The organism is Alienimonas californiensis, assembly GCF_007743815.1.
GTDB lineage: Bacteria > Planctomycetota > Planctomycetia > Planctomycetales > Planctomycetaceae > Alienimonas > Alienimonas californiensis.
In genome coordinates, this window is sequence record NZ_CP036265.1 from 198,789 (window position 1) to 215,897 (window position 17,109).

Sequence of the window (17,109 nt, forward strand, 5' to 3'; positions counted from 1 at the left end):
CCGTGATGCTTTTCGCCCCCCTCCCGGGCCTGCGGGCCGTCGGCCTGCTGCTCGCCGTCGTCTCCACGGCGAGCGCCGCCCCGGCGCCCGCGGAGCGGCCCCACATCCTCTGGATCACCATTGAGGACTGGAGCCCCGACCTGTCCTGCTACGGCACGCCGGGCATCGAAACGCCGCACGTCGACGCCCTCGCGGCCGAGGGCGTCCGCTATACCCGGGCGTTTACCACGGCGCCGGTCTGCTCGCCGTCGCGGTCGGCGTTGATGACGGGCGTTCATCAGAACTGGATCGGGGCGGAGCAGCACCGCACGCAGGACAAGCGGCCCCTGCCCCACGGCGTGCGGCAGATCCCGCATCTGCTGGCGGACGCCGGGTATTTCACCTGCCTGATGAGCAGCAAGGTGGACGTGAACTTCCTGCCGGACGCCCGGGAAGAATTATTTCAGGGGACGGACTGGACGCAGCGGGCTGAAGGGCAGCCGTTCTTCGCCCGCATCAGCTTTCAGGGCACCCACCGCCCCTGGAACCGCGACCCGCAACGGCCGATCGACCCGGCGGACGTGGAACTGCCGCCCTACTACGCCGACACCCCCTTCATCCGCCGGGACTGGGCGAACGGGTTGGAACAGATGCAGCTCGTCGACCGGGAAGTCGGCGCGTTGTTAAAACGTTTGGAGGACGAGGGCCTGGCGGAGAACACGCTGGTGTTCTTCACCGCGGACCACGGCCGCTGCCACATCCGCGGCAAGCAGTTTCTCTACGACCCCGGCCTGCACGTCCCGCTGATCGTGCGGTGGCCGGGGCGGATCGAACCGGGCGGGGTGAACGACGATCTGGTGACGGCGATCGACCTGTGCGCCACGGCCCTCGACGCGGCGGGGGTCACGCCGCCGGTCCCGCTGCACGGGGCGAGCCTGCTCGGCCCGGAGATCGCCGCCCGCAAGTACGTGTTCGCCGCCCGCGACCGGATGGGCGCCACGCACGACGCCATGCGGACGATCCGCTCCAAAGAATATAAACTCATCCTCAACCTCATGCCGGAGCGGCCCTGGTGCCAGTTCAGCTCCTATAAAGAGGGCGCCTACCCGGCCCTGGCGGAGATGAGCGTGCTGTATCTCAAGGGCGAACTGACGCCGGAGCAGGCGGCGTTCTTCGCTCCGAGCAAACCGGAGGTGGAACTGTTCGATCTGCGGTCCGACCCGCACGAGGTAAACAACGTCGCCGACGACCCGGCCCTCTCGGCGACGAAGGCGGAACTCCTCGCGGAGTTGCAACGCTGGCGGACCGAGGTGATTGCGGACCGCGGCGTCTCCGAGGCGTTCCGGGCCCGGGGCGTCTTCCCGCCGGAGCGGCCCACGCCGACCGTCGGCGAGTGGGTCTTCAAACACGCCGCGGAGTACGACATGCGCACCCACGGCGAGCCGCCCTGGTATCCGACCCGCACGCTGGCCGAGTGGGAGGCGGTCCGGGCGCTGTGGGAGCCGTACGTCTTCCGCGGGCCGGAGGAACGCGTCCGCCGCCCACGGATTCCCCACACCCGCAAACCGCCGTCACTGCGGTAGCGGCGCCCGCGGCCAGACGAGGCGGCTTCGAACAGGGTTCTCCCCTCTCCCCCTTGGGGGAGAGGGGTCGGGGGTGAGGGGGTCCGCGCAGCGGCAACGCTGGGCAATCCGACGTGGATTGCAGCGATCACCCTCCGCCGGCGCCCGCACCGACGGCTGCGCCGCACCCTCACCCCCGGCCCCTCTCCCTCAGGGGAGAGGGGAGAAGAACGACTCGCCCGCCGCCTAACTTCCGAACTGGTGCCCCTCCGCGGGGCCGTTCTGGGTGAGGGTGAGCACGTCCGGACCGTGATCGGTCATGAACAGCGTGTGCTCGAACTGGGCGCTGGGTTTGCGGTCCTTGGTGCGGACGCTCCAGCCGTCGCGGCGGTCCGGCTTGCCGGTGTCGTGCGTGCCGGCGTTGAGCATCGGCTCGATCGTGAAGCACATGCCGGGCTTGAGCACGACGTTTTTGGCGTGCTCCTCCGGGTAGTGGGGGATGCCGGGCTCCTGGTGGAACTCCTCGCCCAGCCCGTGGCCCTGAAAGTTCCGCACGACGCCATAGCCGCGGTCCCGGGCGAGGCTGAAGATCGCCCGGCCGATGTCGAACACGGTGCCCCACGGCTTGGCCGCGTGGATGCCGGCCCAGAGGCTGTCGAAGGTCGCCTGCACGAGGTCGACCGTGCGGGGGTCCACCTCGCCGACGAGGAACGTCTCGCTGCTGTCGCCGTACCAGCCGTCGACGATCGAGGTGAGGTCCACGTTGACGATATCCCCCTCCTTCAGCACGTAATCGGAGGGGATGCCGTGGCAGACGACCTCGTTCACGCTGGTGCAGATGCTCGCCGGGTAGTCCCGGCCGCCGTGGGCGTTCTCGTAACCCAGCGTGGCGGGGCGGTGGCCGTGCTCGCGGGTGTATTCGTAGGCCAGTTCGTCCAGCTTGGCGGTCGTCACGCCGGGCTGCACGTGCGGGCGGAGCATATCCATCAGCTCCGCGTTGAACCGCCCGGCGCGGGTCAGGGCCTCATGCTCGGCGGGGCCGTAAATCGGCGCCGGCTTGCGTTTCTGGGCCGGTTTGCCGCCTTTCGACTGGCTCTTCGCCCGTCGCTTCGGGAGCGCGGGTCGCGGGGCGAGGGTGCGGAACATACGGGACGCGGGGGCGGACGGAACGGACGAGCGAGGGCCCGATCATCCGCGCCGGAGCCGACGCGGGCAACGCCACGATCGCTCAGCCGTCCAGAGTCGGCCCCGGCCGGAGTTTCGAGGGGTTCGGCAGACCGGCGGGACCGTCGCACGAATGGACCTCCAAACCGGCCAACCGATCCTCGATTGTGTAGAGGAATACCCCGCACGGCTCCCCGTCCGGGCCGTCCCACTGATGACGGGCGAACGGCCGCATCCCGCCGTCGCCGCCGCGGACGAAGTCGACGCTCGCGCAGCCGCAACCGCAGAGGCCGACCACGCGGAGGTCGTCGACCTCCGGCAGAAACCGGGCGCCGATGGGGCCGCCGCAAGTCAGGAGCCACCGCACCAGCGTCGCCTCGCGGTCCGTCAGCGGTCGCGGCGGCACGTCCACGGGCCTACTGCTCCCCGCGCCACTGGCGGCCGCTGTCGCTCAGCAGATTCATCGCGGCGTCCGGGCCCCACGTGCCGGCGGGGTAGTCCTCCGGTTTGTGCTCCGGCTTGGCCCACGCCTTGAGGACCGGGTCGAGGAACCGCCACGCCGCTTCCAGCTCGTCGTCCCGGGTAAACAGGGTGCGGTCGCCTCGCATCACGTCGAGCAACAGCCGTTCGTAGGCCTCCGGCAGCTTGGTGGGAAAGGCTTCGCTGTAGTCGAAGTCCATGCGGACGGGGTGAATCTGGTACTGCATGCCCGGCCGCTTCGAGGAAAAGCTCAACTCGATGCCCTCGTTCGGCTGCACGCGGAACACCAGCCGGTTGGGCTGGGCGCCGATCAGGTCGCAGACGTCCCCGCTGCACTCCACCGTGCGGAACAATTGCATCGGCGGCAGTTTGAATTGCACGGCGATCTCCGTGAGTTTTTCCGGCAATCGCTTGCCGGTGCGGAGATAAAACGGCACCCCGCTCCAGCGCCAGTTGTCGACCCGCACCTTCATCGCCGCGAAGGTCTCGGTCGTGCTGTTCTCGCCGATGCGATCCTCTTCTAAATACCCGTTCATCCCGTCGGCGGCGACGTACTGCCCGGCGATCGCCCACTCGTTGAGCTTTTTGCCGCCGGGGCGGAGGGCCTCCATCACCTTGCGTTTTTCGTCGCGGATGTCGTCAGCGGCGAATTTCGCCGGCGGCTCCATCGCCACTAAAGCCAGCAGTTGCAGAACGTGGTTCTGCAACACGTCCCGCAGGGCGCCGGCGGTGTCGTAGTACCCGCCGCGGGCGCCCTCGATGCCCTGCGATTCGCTCACGGTAATCTGCACGTGATCCACGTGCTGCCGATTAAACAGCGGTTCGAAAATGCCGTTGCCGAACCGGAACATCAGGACGTTCTGAACGGTCTCCTTGCCGAGATAATGGTCGATCCGATACAGCTGTTTTTCCCGCAGGCGGGCCCGCAGGTCGCTGTTCAATTCCTTGGCGCTCTCCAGGTCCGTGCCGAACGGCTTCTCCACGACGACCCGCAGCCAGGGCGGGTGGTCGTCCTGATCGTCCTCCGGGATGAGCCCGCCGCCGGCGAGGGCCTCCACGCAGTCGTGAAACAGGTTGGGGCCGACCGCCAGATAGGCGATCCGCCGGTCCGTCACGCCGGCGTCCCGTTCGATCGTTTTGATTTCCTCGCCCCAGGCCGCGTATTGCTCCGGCGTGGCGATGTCGAGGCGGCGATAGAACAGCCGGGCGGCGAAGCGGTCCCAGTTCTCCGCGGAGACGGGGGCGGTGCGGGCCTCCTCGTTCACCGCGGCGTGCATTTCCTCGCGGAACTCGGCGTCCGTTTTGTCCCGCCGGGCGACGCCGATGATCGGGGAGGCGTCGGACAGGTAGCCGTCCTGCCAGAGGTCGTACAGCGCCGGCAGGAGTTTGCGGGCGGTGAGATCCCCGCTGGCCCCGAAGATCACGAAGGAGGCGGCGCCGGCCTCGCCTTCGCTTTTGAGAATGCGGTCGGTGACCGGCTGGACGGTCGGACGGATCTCGGTGGGGGCGGCCATCGGGCGTTGACGCGGAACGGACGGGACGGGCGCGGCACCTTACCAGCCCGCCGCCCCGCCGTCGGCCGTCCGGCGGCCCCGCCGTCCGGTCCGCGGTCTCAGGTCAACGGCAACAGCCAGGCCAGCAGCAGGCTGGTGGCGAAGGAGGTCACGCCGAGGATCGTCAGCAGCGGGGTCCAGCTTTTCAGGGTTTCGGCCTCGGTGAGGCCGCCCATTTTGGCGAAGATCCAGAACCCGCTGTCCGTCATCCAACTGCCGACCAGACTGCCGCCGCCGATCGCGGTGCCGAGGTAGACCGGGTGGAAGGGCAGCGCGGCGACGTCCGGGCCGGTGACGAAGTCGGCGAGGATGCCGCTGGTCACGATCATCGCCGTGGTGCTCGATCCTTGGGCGCTCTTGAGCAGCACCGCGATGCCGAAGCCCAGCCCCAGCAGGCCGAAGCCCTGGGTGCTGCTCTCGCCGAAGGCGTCCGCGATCGCCTTGCCGACGCCGGCCTCCTTCAACATCCCGCCGAACGCGGCGCCGGCGCAGGTGATGAGGATGATCACCCCGCCGCTCATCAGGCTGGTTTCGACCAGTCGGCCGATCGCTTCCCGACTGGGGCGGCGCTGGCGCCAGAGCAGGAACAGACTCACCGCGGCCGAGAGCAGCAGGGCGAGGTTCGGGTCGCCGAACACCCGGGCGTAGCCGACGGGGCCGTCCCGCCGGGCCCGGTATTCGGCGACGGCCGGGTCGGCGTTCGCCGGGTCGTCGGCGAGGGCGTCGGCGGCGCTCTCCGCGGCGCCGGGGTCGAGGTCGCGGGCCACCAGCCCGTCGTCCTTCAACACGCCGATCTGGTTCCGCAGATAGGTGTCCCCGGTCGTCTTCACGCCCACCAGCGCGACCGGCAGCAGCACGGGGACCAGCGCCAGCCAGAGGGACAGCCGCGGCGCCCCCGGGGGGTTCGCCTCATGAATGTGGGCGGCGTCGATCGCGTCCGGGTTGGGGATGTCCGCTGCTTCGCCGCTGACCAGCGTGTCGTCGGAGCGGGCCGTGAGCGTCGTACCGCTTTCCGGGCCGCCGGGGAGGGCGTCGGGGACTCCGGCCTGACCGCCGCCGCCGGGCGTGACCGGCATTTTGCGGTCGATCCACGATCCGAACAGCAGCCCCACGATCGCCGCCGGCAGGGCGATCAGGGCGCCGATCCCCATCATCACGCCCAGGTCGATGTCCAGGTTCTCCGCGAGCGTCAGCGGCCCCGGCGTCGGCGGGACGAGGGTGTGCGTGATCGCCCCGCCGGCGGCGATGGCGCACAGGCACTTCAGATAGTTCTTCCGCGTGGTGGCGTAATAACTGCGGGCCAGCGGGACGAGCAGATAAAAGACCGTATCGAAGAAGACCGGCACGCTCAGCACGTACCCGCTGCCCAGCAGGGCGATCGGGCTGCGTTCGATCCCCAGGAGCCGCACGAACGACTGCACGATGCGGTCCGCCGCCCCGCTCTCCAGCAGACAAGTCCCCACGACCGCCGCCAGCGCGATCACCAGCCCCACGTTCTTCGCCGCCGCCCCGAACTCCGCGGCCACCCGGGTGACCTTCTCGCCGACCGGCGCCGGGACGAACTCCTCTCCCGACTGCTGCAGCGGATTCATCAAGCTCACCACCAGCGCCGCGGTCAGCAGGGCCAGGAAGGCGTTGATCTTGAACCCCAGGATCAACACCAGCACGACCGCGACCCCGACGGCGAGGATGACGAACGGGGACATGGGCGCGGCGGGTCTGAGAATCGGCGAGCGAGGGGGCGTCAGCCCCCTGAGAGGGCGAATCAGCCCTCCGAGAGGCACTCATGAGGCCTGAACCCCATGAGCGGCGGCTGATCGGCGGGGGAGGATGACAGTCCGCCGCACGGCCCTCAACGCCGTTCGGCACGCCCCGGGCGGTCGAATCGAACGCCGCCCCTACGATCCGCACCCGTGCCTCGCCTTCGGCCCTCGCACCCGCACCTCATGGGGCTCACGCCCCACGCTCGCCAAACAGGCCCGTGCTGTATCACACCGACACCTTCGCCCTGCCCCTGCCGGAGGGCCACCGCTTTCCGATGGCGAAGTACACGCGCCTGCGGGAACGCGTCGCCGCCTGGCTGGCGGAGGCCCGCCCGCCGGGCGTGGCGCTCACGCTGCCCCCGGCGGCGACGGACGAGCAACTGCTCCGCGTGCACACGCCAAACTACTTCCGCCGCATCACGACCGGCGATCTGACCCGGCTGGAGGTGAACCGGCTGGGCTTCCCGTGGAGCGAGGCCCTGGTGGAACGCTCCCGCCGCAGCGTGGGGGCGACGATCGCCGCCTGCACGGACGCCGTCGCCGGGCTGCAAACCGGCCGGCCGTTCGCCGCGAACCTCGCCGGCGGTACGCACCACGCCTTTGCCGACCGCGGGGAGGGCTTCTGCCTGTTCAACGACGCCGTCGTCGCCGTGCGGGACCTGCGGGCCCGCGGCCTGACCGAGCGGGCGACGATCGTCGATTGCGACGTGCACCAGGGCAACGGCACCGCGGCGCTGTGCGGGGACGACGACGCCACCTTCACGCTCTCCCTGCACGGGGCGCGGAACTATCCGGGGAAGAAGGAAGTCAGCGACCTGGACGTCCCCCTGCCCGACCGGACCGGCGACGAGGCCTATTTGTGGGCGCTGGGCAAGGCCCTGGAGGAACTGGACCGCCGCTTCGCGCCGCAACTGATCATTTATGTGGCGGGCGCCGACCCGTACGAACACGACCGCCTCGGCCGGCTCAGCCTGACGGCGGAGGGCCTGCGGGAACGGGATCTCATGGTTTATCGCTGGGCAAAGGAGCGGGGCCTGCCGGTCGCCGCCGTGATGGCCGGCGGCTACGCCCCGGACGTGGAGGCGATCGCGGCGATCCACTTCGCCACCGTCCGCGGCGGCGTGGAAGAGTTGTGCGGCTGACCGGGCGGCGCGTCCCCAGCCAAGGTCGCCGCGCCCGTCGTGGACTGCCGCCTCCGCCGCCGGGAATCGTTTCGGCGCCGTTCAGTCCGTCTTCAAAACGCCTGCCGGCGAATCGCCCGCGGTCCATGCGGACGGGCCGGCCGGTGCAGTATGCTCCCGCACAATACCCCGGAGCCTTCCCCTCCCGGACCGCCGGTCGCCCCGATGCCGCAACGCCCCCCTTCGTCCGCCGGGGAGCGTCCCGGGCATCGCACCGTGGAGCGAGGCGCCTCTCAGACGGTCTGGAACGGCTCGCCCCCCACGGACGAACCGACGGCGGAATCCACGGGGAACTCGGCGTCGGAACCCGGGGCGGACTCGGCGGGGAGCGATCCCCCCGCCGACCCCGCGATGAAGGCCACGACCGCGGCGGGGGCGTTGCGCACGGTGCTCTCCGGCAACGAAACGTTGCCCTTCGACCCGAACTCCGACGGCCCGGTCCTGCCCGGCGAGGGCGAGTTCGCCGACGGCGAACTGGCCTTCGGCCGTTACCGCATCCAGCGGGAACTGGGCCGCGGCGGGATGGGGGCGGTCTACCTGGCCCGGGACGAGCAGCTCGACCGGGACGTCGCCCTGAAGATTCCCTCCGCCGCCGCCGCCGCGGACCCGGAGCAGACGGAACGGTTCCTCCGTGAAGCCCGGGCCGCCGCCACCCTGCGGCACCCGAACCTCTGCCCGATCCACGACGCCGGCCAGGTCCCCGGCGAATCGGGGGCCGGGCAGTTGTTCATCACCATGGCCTACCTGCCCGGTCAGAGCCTGAAGGACGCCCTTCACGGCCCCCAGCCGGTGCGCTCGGCGGTGCGGCTGATCGGCAAGCTGGCCGACGCCATGGCCCACGCCCACGACCACGGCGTGATCCACCGGGATCTGAAGCCCGGCAACGTCATGCTGGACGAGAAGGGACGCCCCCACATCACCGACTTCGGCCTCGCCCGCCGCGAGGCCGACGACGCCCTCGTCACCCAGACCGGCGCCACGCTGGGCACCCCCGCCTACATGAGCCCGGAGCAGATCCTCGGCGACCCGGCGCAGGTCGGCCCCCGGGCGGACGTCTACGCGCTCGGCGTGATGCTCTACGAACTGCTGACCGGCCGGTTGCCCTACGAGGGCACGGTCACGGCGGTGCTGGGCAAGGCGCTCACCGAAGACCCGCCGCCGCCGCGTGCGCTGCGGGACGAGGTGGACCCGCACCTGGAGGCGATCTGGAAACGCATGACCGCCCGCCCCCTGTCGGAACGGTACGGCAGCATGCGGGAGGTGCGGGAAGCCCTCGCCGGCTACCTGAAGGACGGCCCGCAGTCGATCCTCGCCGATCGGATCGCGGGGCGTCCCCCGGCGGCCGCCCCGACCTTGCCCCTCTCGCCCCAGTGCGATCGGCAGCCGGATCGAAAACGCACCGCGGCGACTTGGACGCGGCGCCTGCGGTGGGGCCTCGCGGCGGCGGCGCTCGCGCTGTTGGGCGTGGTCACGGTCGTCGACCGCCTGCCGGACGGGTGGTTGCAGACGGTGACGATAAACGTCCCCAGCGAGGGCGCCGCCCTGAGCGCGGACAACGCCGCCGGCGGCGGAGCCGGTTCCTCCGGCGAGGGCGGAGCGTCCGGCGGCGACGGCGAGGTTCTGCCGGCGTCCCTGACGGATTCCGAACCCGACGCCGACGGATGGGTCGACCTGCTCAACGGACGCGATCTGGCCGGGTGGACGCTGATCCCGCCGGAAACTTGGTCGGTTCAATTCGGAGAGTTGGTCGCCGACTTCCCGGCCGGGCGGGACGCCCCGATCTTCGCCGCCCCCCCGCCGGAGCGCCTGCCGCAGGATTACGAACTGGATCTCGAATTCCTGCCCTCCCCCGAAGCCGAGCTCAAGGTGCGGGTCCGGCGGGTGAACGACGGCTCCGCGAGGGACGACGACTCCGTCTACGCGACCCTCGGCGACCCGGGCGTGGAGCGGTGGGGCTTCCTGAGCGCCCGCGTCGCTCTCCGCGGCGACGCGGAATACCTCGCCCGCGAGCCGATGCACCGCGCCCGGACCGCGGCCTGGGAGGCGATCGACGCCGCGGACGGCTGGCAGCGAGTCCGGCTGCAGGTTCGGGACGACGTCGCGTCGTTGTCGGTCAACGGCGTGGACATGGGGTCTCTCGCCGACGCCTACATGGCCCGCGGGCGGGTCCTGCGGCTGGACGTGGATCGCAACCCGCCGGAGGGCCCGGCCACGGTGCGGTTCCGCTCGCTCCGCTTCCGCCCGCTCGACCCGGACGGGGGCCTGGAGAACCTGCCCACGCCCCCCGCGGACGACCCCGGCTGGGTCGAACTGTTCGACGGCGAGACCCTGGACGGCTGGGAGGGCGACCGCGACCTCTGGTCCGTGGAGGACGGACTGCTGGTGGGCATGCTCCCCGCGGTCCGGGGCGAACGGATCGCCGTCCTGACCCACGAACGGCCGTTCGGCGACGCGCTGGTCCGCATCGCGTACGAGCCGCATGACTGGTACTTCCACGGGCTGCTCGTCCGTCTGCCGTCGGAGGGCAAGGACGGCTTGATGGTCCACACGTACAACGGCTACCCGGCCAGCATGGGCGGCAAGTTCCGCCGCATGGACGGCCGCCACGGCCCGCCGACCGTCTCGACGCCGAACTCCCACGTCGCCTATCGAGCGATGGCGGACAACGGCGAACCGGCGGGATACGACGTGTTGGAGGCGCGGGTCGTCGGCGACGAGGTCGCCTCCGCCCGCAACGGCGTGCCGATCGATAAGGAGTCCGTCCCGGGGCTCCCGGAGAGGGGGCAGATCGGCCTGCGGATCGCATCGACCTCCTCGGGCCCGTCCGGAATGCGGATTCGCTCGATCCGCGTCTTCCCGCTGAACGACCCCGAACCGACCGTCGCCGACCCAACCGTCGCCGACCTGCCCTCCGCCGATCTCGGGGAGTAGACGGCGCCCCGGGGCCTGCCGCGGCGCCCGGGCGTTCGGTCGAACGCCCCGCTTCCGCCCGCTTCGAACGCCCGACCGCCCCGCGGCGGACGGTATGTTCCCAACGGTTGATCGCTTCTCCCGCCCCCGTCCGCCCCCCGCGATGCTTCACGCCCGGACGCCCGCCAAGATCGCCCAGGCCCGTGCGGCCGCGGGGCGAGGCGACGGCGAAAAGCGGCACCGGATGCGGGTGTGGGACGACCGCGTCTCGATGACGGTCAACGGAGTCGACTTCGGGCAGACCGAAGGCGCCCGCGACCCCGACATGCTTCACGGCCGGCTCCTGCGACTGGACGTCGGTCGCAAGTCGCGGATCGCCCCGCAGGCGAAGGTCCGGTTCCGCTCGATCCAGATTCGCCCGCTGCGTCCCGACGGGACGCCGCTGATCGCTGCGTCGGCCGCGGCGGCGCCGTGAGCTTCGCCCACCCCGCCCTGTTGTCCCTGTTGGCGCTGGCGGCGGCGCCGGGGGTGATTCATTGGCTCGTCGGGCGGTGGGCGCCGGTGGAGCCTTGGGCGGCGATGCGGTTCCTCACCGTCGTCACGCCGGCCCGACGGCGGTCGGAATTACGGGATCGGCTCGTGCTGGCGGCCCGCACGTTGGCCCTGGTGCTGGCGGCGGTCGCGGCGGCGGGGCCGCGGGCGGTCGGGTGGGGGGACGGGGTGGGGTCCGCCGCGGACGATCCGCCCACGCTGCACGTGGTCGTGCTGGACGACTCTCTCTCCACCGCCCGCCCCCGCGGCGAGGGGTCGGCCTTCGTCGGACTGCGGCGGTCCGCCCTGGAGATCGCGGCGACCGCCAACCCCGCGGACCGCTTCGCCCTGGTGCGAACGGCGAAGACGGACCCGCTGACCGGGCCGCCCCGGACGCTGGGGCCGGTCGGGGCGGCGGAGTTTCGCCGGAACGTCGCCGCGGCCGAGCCGCTGCCTGCCGCGGGGAACGCGCCCGCCGCCCTCGCCGCCGCCGCGGAACTGCTGGATGTACAGGCCGACCGCTTTCCCCGCGTCGACGTCGCCGTGCTGACCGATCGGGCCGCGACGGATTGGGACGGCCCGGCGTTCGCGGCGGCGCTGGACCGCCTGCGGGCGGCGGGTCGCGGGGCGAACGTGGTGCGGTGGCTCGGTCCGTCCGGGGCGGGGCCGGCGGGCCGGGTGATCGTCGATCTCTCCGTGAGTGCCGGCGACCCGGACCCGCGTCTGAACGCCCGCCCCCGCGTCGGGGCGCCGGCGGAACTGACGGCGACGGTGCGTTCGTTCGGACCGCGGCCGGCGGGGGCGGTCGCCTTCTTCGTGAACGAGCGGTTCGTCGGCCGGGCGGCGCTGCCGGCGGTCGTTCCGGAAGATCTAGAACCCGTCGGAACGACGGCGGCGATCCCAGTCACGTTCGAGACCGCGGAACCGGCCCGGGCGGAGGCCCGCTTGGAGGGCGAGCCGGGGCCGCCGGCGCTGGCGTCGCGGTTCGCGGTCCTGCCGGTGCGGAACCGGCTGCGGGTGTTGGTCGCCGCGGACCCGGCATTGAACGCCGCGGGGGCGGCGGGCGATCCGGGGTTCTATCTGGAACAGGCGCTGGCCGCGGATGCGGAGACGTTCGCGGTGGAACGCACCGACTTCGACACGCTTCCGACGCGCAATCTGGCGGCGTTCGACGCGGTCGCCGCCGCCGGCGCCCCGCCCCCGGACGCCGCCGCGGCGCTGCGGGCGTTTCTGGAGGAGGGCGGCGGGCTGTTCGTCGCCCTCCGCCCGACCGACGACCCGGCGGACCTGCGGGCTCTCTTCGCCGGTCCCCTCGGCGGCGTCGCCGTCGGACCGACGGTCGGCGTGGCGGACCCGACCGATCCCGCCGCGACCGGGTTCACGTTCGAGTTCGAATCGAAGGGAACCGACGCCGGCGCCGCGGCGCCGCTTGCCGGGGTGAGCGGGCTGCGCGGGGGGCTCGTCGTGGGGTTCCGTCGGCTGGAATCGAGGCCGTCGGCGGGGGCGTGGCCGCTGCGGGTCGTGGCCCGGTTTGCGGACGACGCCGGGCAGACCGTCGCCCCGGCGGTTCTGACGGCAACCGGCTCGGCGGGCGGGCGGGCGGCGGTGTTGGCGACCTCCGTCGACGCCGGCTGGGGCGGGCCGTGGCCGGTCGCGGGGGCGAGCTTCGTCCCGCTGGTCCGCGGCCTGACGGCCTTCGCGGCGCTGTCGCCGACGTCGGGCAATGCGACGACCGGCGAGGCGTTGACGGACACGCGTCCGCCCGGTCGCTTCGCCCAGGCGGTCCGCGTCCGGCGGCCGGACGGGAGCGAACGGCTGGCCGCCGTGGTCGACGGCGTCGCCCGGTTCACGCAGACCGGGGAACCGGGGTTCTATCGGTTCCTGCCGGAGTCGAACGCGGCCCCGGCTCGATCTGCCGGTCAGGGCCGCTGGGTCGCGGTGAACGTTCCGCCGGCGGAGGCGGACCCGCGGCCCGCCGTGATTCCCGAAGCGGACGCCCCCGCAACGAACACGCCGACGGCGATCGCGGAACCGCGACCGCTGTCGGCGTGGGTCTGGGCGGCGACGCTGGCCGCCCTGCTGATCGAACCGGCCCTCGCCCACCGGGGCGGGCAAACGGCCGGGTGACGGGACTCAAATCGCGGTGGGCTCTTCGTCGGCGGCCTCTTCGCTCTCGTCCGCACCGTCCTCGGCCGGCTTCTCCTCCGCGGCGGGGGCCTCTTCGGCGTCCGTCTGCGGCGGCTCGGGGGTCTCCTCCTCCTTCATCTCCGGAGCGGCCTCGGCCGGCTTGGCTTCGGCTTCGGCTTCGGCTTTCTCCGCGGCGGCCTTCTCGGCGGCAGCCTTTTCAGCGGCGGCCTTGGCTTCGGCTTCCTGCTTGGCCTTCTGATCGGCCATCGCCTTTTCCTTGGCGGCCTGCTCCGCCTCGGCCTTGGCCTTGGCTTCGGCTTCCGCCTTGGCCTTCTCCGCGGCCTTCTGTTCGGCCATCGCCTTCTCGGCGGCGGCCTTTTCCGCAGCGGCTTTCTCGGCGGCGGCCTTGGCCATCGCGGCCTGCTTGGCTTCGGCCTCGGCCTTCGCCTTGGCGGCGGCTTCCTCGGCCTTTTTGCGGGCCTCGGCCTCCTCCTTGGCCTTCTCGGCGGCCTTTTTCTCCGCCATCGCCTTCTCCTTGGCGGCCTGCTCCGCCTTGGCCCGTTCGGCCTCCGCGTTGGCTTTGGCTTCGGCGGCCATCGCGGCGGACTTCGCCTGTTCGGCGGCGGCCTTGGCCTTGGCGGCAGCCTTTTCCGCTTCGGCCTGCTCCGCTGCGGCGGCGGGGGCGGCGGGGGTCATGGCGGGGGCGGCGGCGGCCTCCGGTTTGACGGAGGGTTCGGCGTTCACGACCGGGGCGGCGTTCTCGGCCGGGGCGCCCGGCTGGGGGTAGGCGACGCGGCTCCACTTGCCGGCGTCGGCGGAGAAGGCCGCGAAACCCTGCTCCGACCGCACCGTCACGTAGCGGGAGGCGACAATCGGCGAAGCGTCCGCCTCAGCGTCCTCCAGCGGGAGGAAATCGCCGGTCCCGGACGCGGCGCTGTAGGCGTACACGCCGCCCTCCACGCGGATCGCGGCGAGGTCGCCGTTGACGATCGGCGGGGCGGAGGCGCCGCGCTGGCCGAGGTCGTGGGAGCCCCACTTGCCGGAGTTCCCGCCGTAGGCGTACACGCGGCCGTCGACCTTCAGCATCATCACGCCGGAGCCCACCACCGGCTTCACTTGGCCGCGTTCCTCCGCCGGCACGTCGACCGGCAGGGGCGCCAGTTCGCCCTGCGAGGGGCTGTAGCCCCACACTTTGGAGCCGTCCGGGGAGATCAGCGCCGCCGGACCCGCGGAGGACTCGATGAAGGTGCCGGTGGGCGCCGCCGGCCGGGCCGGGGCGGCGGAGGACCGCGCGGCCGACGCCGCCTGCGAACCGACCGCCTGCGAGGCGGCCGGGCCGGACAGGACGCGAACCGACCCGGGCACGATCCGTTCCGCCCCCCCCCGCTGGCCGTAGGCCTGGGCGGCGTAGGGGCGGGCGTTGTACGTCGGGCTGTAAGACCGGATCGGGACGCCCGGGGGGCTCGCAAACTGGGCACTGGCGGGAAGAGCGCCGCCGGCGAGCAGCGCGGCGGCGAGGACGGGGCGAAGCATGAGCGACGAAACGATCGGGGTGGCGAAAACGAGGTGGGGCTCGGCAATCCGGCGACGACGCAGCCGCGACCGGGCTTACCCATCCTGCCCAGTCTCTCAGTGCTGCGTCCATCGGGGAACGCCGTAGCGTGCGCCCGGCGGCCGTGAAAAAAGGCTGCGGGACCGGGCTGTAGGGGCGCAACGCCCGCTCGCGGGGTCCGGAGAGCCGGCGGGAGCGGAACCGAAACGGGACGAAGCGGGTCTGTGAGGCGTCGGTCGGGTACAGGAGGTCCCGGCGGGGTGGTACACTGCGGGATCGTCCGACGGTCGCGCCGCCCCGGCCTCGCCCCGGCGTGTTCCCGTTCCCCCCGCCCGCCGCCTCGTCCGCCGGTTCCCGCCGTGCGTGACCCGTCGCCGGCCGGCGTCCGCGTTTCTCCCCGCCCCGAGTCTTCCCTTGTCCACCGCCGCCCCCGCCGCGCCCTCCGCCCCGCACGCGGCCGGCGTCGCCGTTGATTCCCAAAAAACGGCTTCCGGCAAGCCCGCCGCCAAAAAGACTCTCAACGGGGCCGAGATTCTGGTCGCCGGGCTGGTCAAGCAGGGCGTGAAGAACATCTTCGCCTATCCGGGCGGCGCCAGCATGCCCCTGCACCAGGCGTTGCTGGCGGCTCAGGACGAACTCCGCACGATCCTGCCCCGCCACGAGCAGGGCGGCGGCTTCGCCGCCCAGGGCGTGGCCCGGGTGACGGGCGACGTCGGCGTGTGCATGGCGACCAGCGGCCCGGGGGCGACGAACCTCGTCACCGCCATCGCCGACGCCAAGCTGGACAGCGTCCCGATGGTGGCGATCACCGGGCAGGTGCCCCAGGCGGTGATCGGCAGCGACGCCTTCCAGGAGACTCCCATGGTGGAGATCTCCCGGTCGATCACCAAGCACGCCTACATGATCACCGACGTGCGGGACGTGGCCCGCATCGTCAAGGAGGCCTTCTTCATCGCCCGGACCGGCCGCCCCGGCCCGGTGCTGATCGACTTCCCCAAGGACGTGCAGCTGGCGACCCTCGACGCCGCCGACGTCGACCACGACCCGGCCCTGGACCTGCCCGGCTACAACCCGGTCGTCAACCCACCCAAGCCGGCCCAGATCAAGCAGATCCTCGCGGCGATCAAACGCAGCAAGAAGCCGGTCATTTACGTCGGCGGCGGCTGCGTGACGGGCGGCTCCAGCGACGAGCTGACCAGCTTCGCCCTGAAGACCGGCATCCCCGTGACCACCACGGTGATGGGCATCGGCAGCTTCCCCGGCGAGCATGAGCAGAACCTGCACATGCTCGGGATGCACGGCACCGTGCCGGCGAACTACGCCGTCAACGAGGCCGACCTGCTGCTCGCCTTCGGCGTGCGGTTCGACGACCGCGTGACCGGCAAACTGGAGGAGTTCGCCCGCCACGGCAAGATCGTCCACGTCGACATCGACCCGGCGGAGATCCACAAGAACAAAGAGGCCCACATCCCGGTCCACGCGGACCTCGGCAAGACGCTGGAGGCCCTCAACGCCGCCTTCGACCCCGCCGACGCCCCGGACATCGCCGCCTGGCGGGACCAGATCGCCGAGTGGAAGCAGAAGCACCCGCTGGCCTATTCCGAAACCGGCCCCGGCGGCGACACCGAAGCGATCCTCCAGCAGCACGCGATCAAAACGCTCTACGAGCGGACCAAGTCGCGGAACCCGTACGTCGCCGTCGGCGTGGGTCAGCACCAGATGTGGAGCGCCCAGTTCTTCAAGTTCGCCAAGCCGCGCCACTGGCTGAGCAGTTCCGGCCTCGGCACGATGGGCTTCGGCCTGCCCGCCGCGATGGGCGTGGCGGCGGAACTGCCGGACGAGTTGGTGATCGACATCGACGGCGACGGCAGTTTCCTGATGAACGTCCAGGAACTGGCGACCCTCACCTGCGAGAAGCTGCCGGTCAAAATCCTGCTGCTCAACAACCAGCACCTCGGCATGGTCGTCCAGTGGGAAGACCGCTTCATGAGCGGCCGCCGCGCCCACACCTACCTCGGCCCGATCGACAACCCGGAGTGGTTCGGCCAGGGCACCGGCGACACCCAAGGCGAGACCTACCCCAACTTCGTGCAGATCGCCCGCGGATTCGGCGTCGAGGCCGCCCAGGTCCGCAAGAAGAGCGAACTGCCCGCCGCCCTCGATAAAATGATCGAGGCGAAGGGCCCCTACCTGCTGGACGTGATCTGCCCCTATCAGGAGCACGTGCTCCCGATGATCCCTGCCGGCGGCACCGCCCGGGACATCATCACGGAGTAACTCCGGCGAATCGTGTGAGCCCAGCGACCC

General features: G+C 71.7%; 11 protein-coding genes. 6 read left to right on the top strand and 5 right to left on the bottom strand.

The window, feature by feature from the left end; all coding sequences use genetic code 11:
• Positions 1 to 5: 5 nt before the first annotated feature.
• Positions 6 to 1,562, top strand: coding sequence for a sulfatase family protein (locus CA12_RS00870; protein WP_145356709.1), 1,557 nt, complete (start codon positions 6 to 8; stop codon positions 1,560 to 1,562).
• Positions 1,563 to 1,787: 225 nt separating this feature from the next.
• Here the strand turns inward: CA12_RS00870 and map are convergent, their stop codons facing one another.
• The 4 genes from map to CA12_RS00890 form a co-directional block, all read right to left on the bottom strand.
• Positions 1,788 to 2,687, bottom strand: a complete 900-nt coding sequence (map, locus tag CA12_RS00875) for a type I methionyl aminopeptidase (RefSeq protein WP_145356710.1) — start codon at positions 2,685 to 2,687, stop codon at positions 1,788 to 1,790.
• Positions 2,688 to 2,769: 82 nt separating this feature from the next.
• Positions 2,770 to 3,111: a hypothetical protein gene (locus CA12_RS00880; protein ID WP_145356711.1), complete on the bottom strand. Its 342-nt coding sequence runs from the start codon at positions 3,109 to 3,111 to the stop codon at positions 2,770 to 2,772.
• A gap of 10 nt (positions 3,112 to 3,121) precedes the next feature.
• A complete protein-coding gene (gene zwf, locus CA12_RS00885; protein ID WP_145356712.1) occupies positions 3,122 to 4,699 on the bottom strand; it encodes a glucose-6-phosphate dehydrogenase in 1,578 nt (525 codons plus the stop codon).
• A 98-nt stretch (positions 4,700 to 4,797) separates the two neighbouring features.
• Positions 4,798 to 6,444, bottom strand: a complete 1,647-nt coding sequence (locus tag CA12_RS00890) for a GntP family permease (RefSeq protein ID WP_145356713.1) — start codon at positions 6,442 to 6,444, stop codon at positions 4,798 to 4,800.
• A 332-nt stretch (positions 6,445 to 6,776) separates the two neighbouring features.
• Here CA12_RS00890 and CA12_RS00895 point away from each other — a divergent pair, with 332 nt between their 5' ends.
• From CA12_RS00895 to CA12_RS00905, 4 genes are all read left to right on the top strand, one after another.
• A complete protein-coding gene (locus CA12_RS00895; RefSeq protein WP_145361218.1) occupies positions 6,777 to 7,643 on the top strand; it encodes a histone deacetylase family protein in 867 nt (288 codons plus the stop codon).
• A 390-nt stretch (positions 7,644 to 8,033) separates the two neighbouring features.
• Complete coding sequence (locus CA12_RS00900; protein WP_207622085.1) at positions 8,034 to 10,613, top strand: protein kinase domain-containing protein; 2,580 nt, start codon at positions 8,034 to 8,036, stop codon at positions 10,611 to 10,613.
• A 142-nt stretch (positions 10,614 to 10,755) separates the two neighbouring features.
• Positions 10,756 to 11,067, top strand: a complete 312-nt coding sequence (locus tag CA12_RS21735; protein ID WP_165700471.1) for a hypothetical protein — start codon at positions 10,756 to 10,758, stop codon at positions 11,065 to 11,067.
• Positions 11,064 to 13,250 carry a BatA domain-containing protein gene (locus CA12_RS00905; protein WP_165700472.1) on the top strand — a complete coding sequence of 729 codons (2,187 nt, stop codon included), beginning with the start codon at positions 11,064 to 11,066 and terminating at the stop codon, positions 13,248 to 13,250. The genes CA12_RS21735 and CA12_RS00905 overlap by 4 nt, the downstream gene beginning before the upstream one ends.
• A gap of 6 nt (positions 13,251 to 13,256) precedes the next feature.
• On the opposite strand, the gene CA12_RS22335 is transcribed toward CA12_RS00905, so the two are convergent.
• Positions 13,257 to 14,783 (bottom strand): PQQ-binding-like beta-propeller repeat protein, encoded by a 1,527-nt coding sequence (locus tag CA12_RS22335; RefSeq protein ID WP_207622086.1) that lies wholly within the window; start codon positions 14,781 to 14,783, stop codon positions 13,257 to 13,259.
• A 550-nt stretch (positions 14,784 to 15,333) separates the two neighbouring features.
• On the opposite strand from CA12_RS22335, the gene ilvB reads away from it, so the two are divergent.
• Positions 15,334 to 17,079 (top strand): biosynthetic-type acetolactate synthase large subunit, encoded by a 1,746-nt coding sequence (gene ilvB / locus CA12_RS00915; RefSeq protein ID WP_390614148.1) that lies wholly within the window; start codon positions 15,334 to 15,336, stop codon positions 17,077 to 17,079.
• Positions 17,080 to 17,109 lie beyond the last annotated feature (30 nt).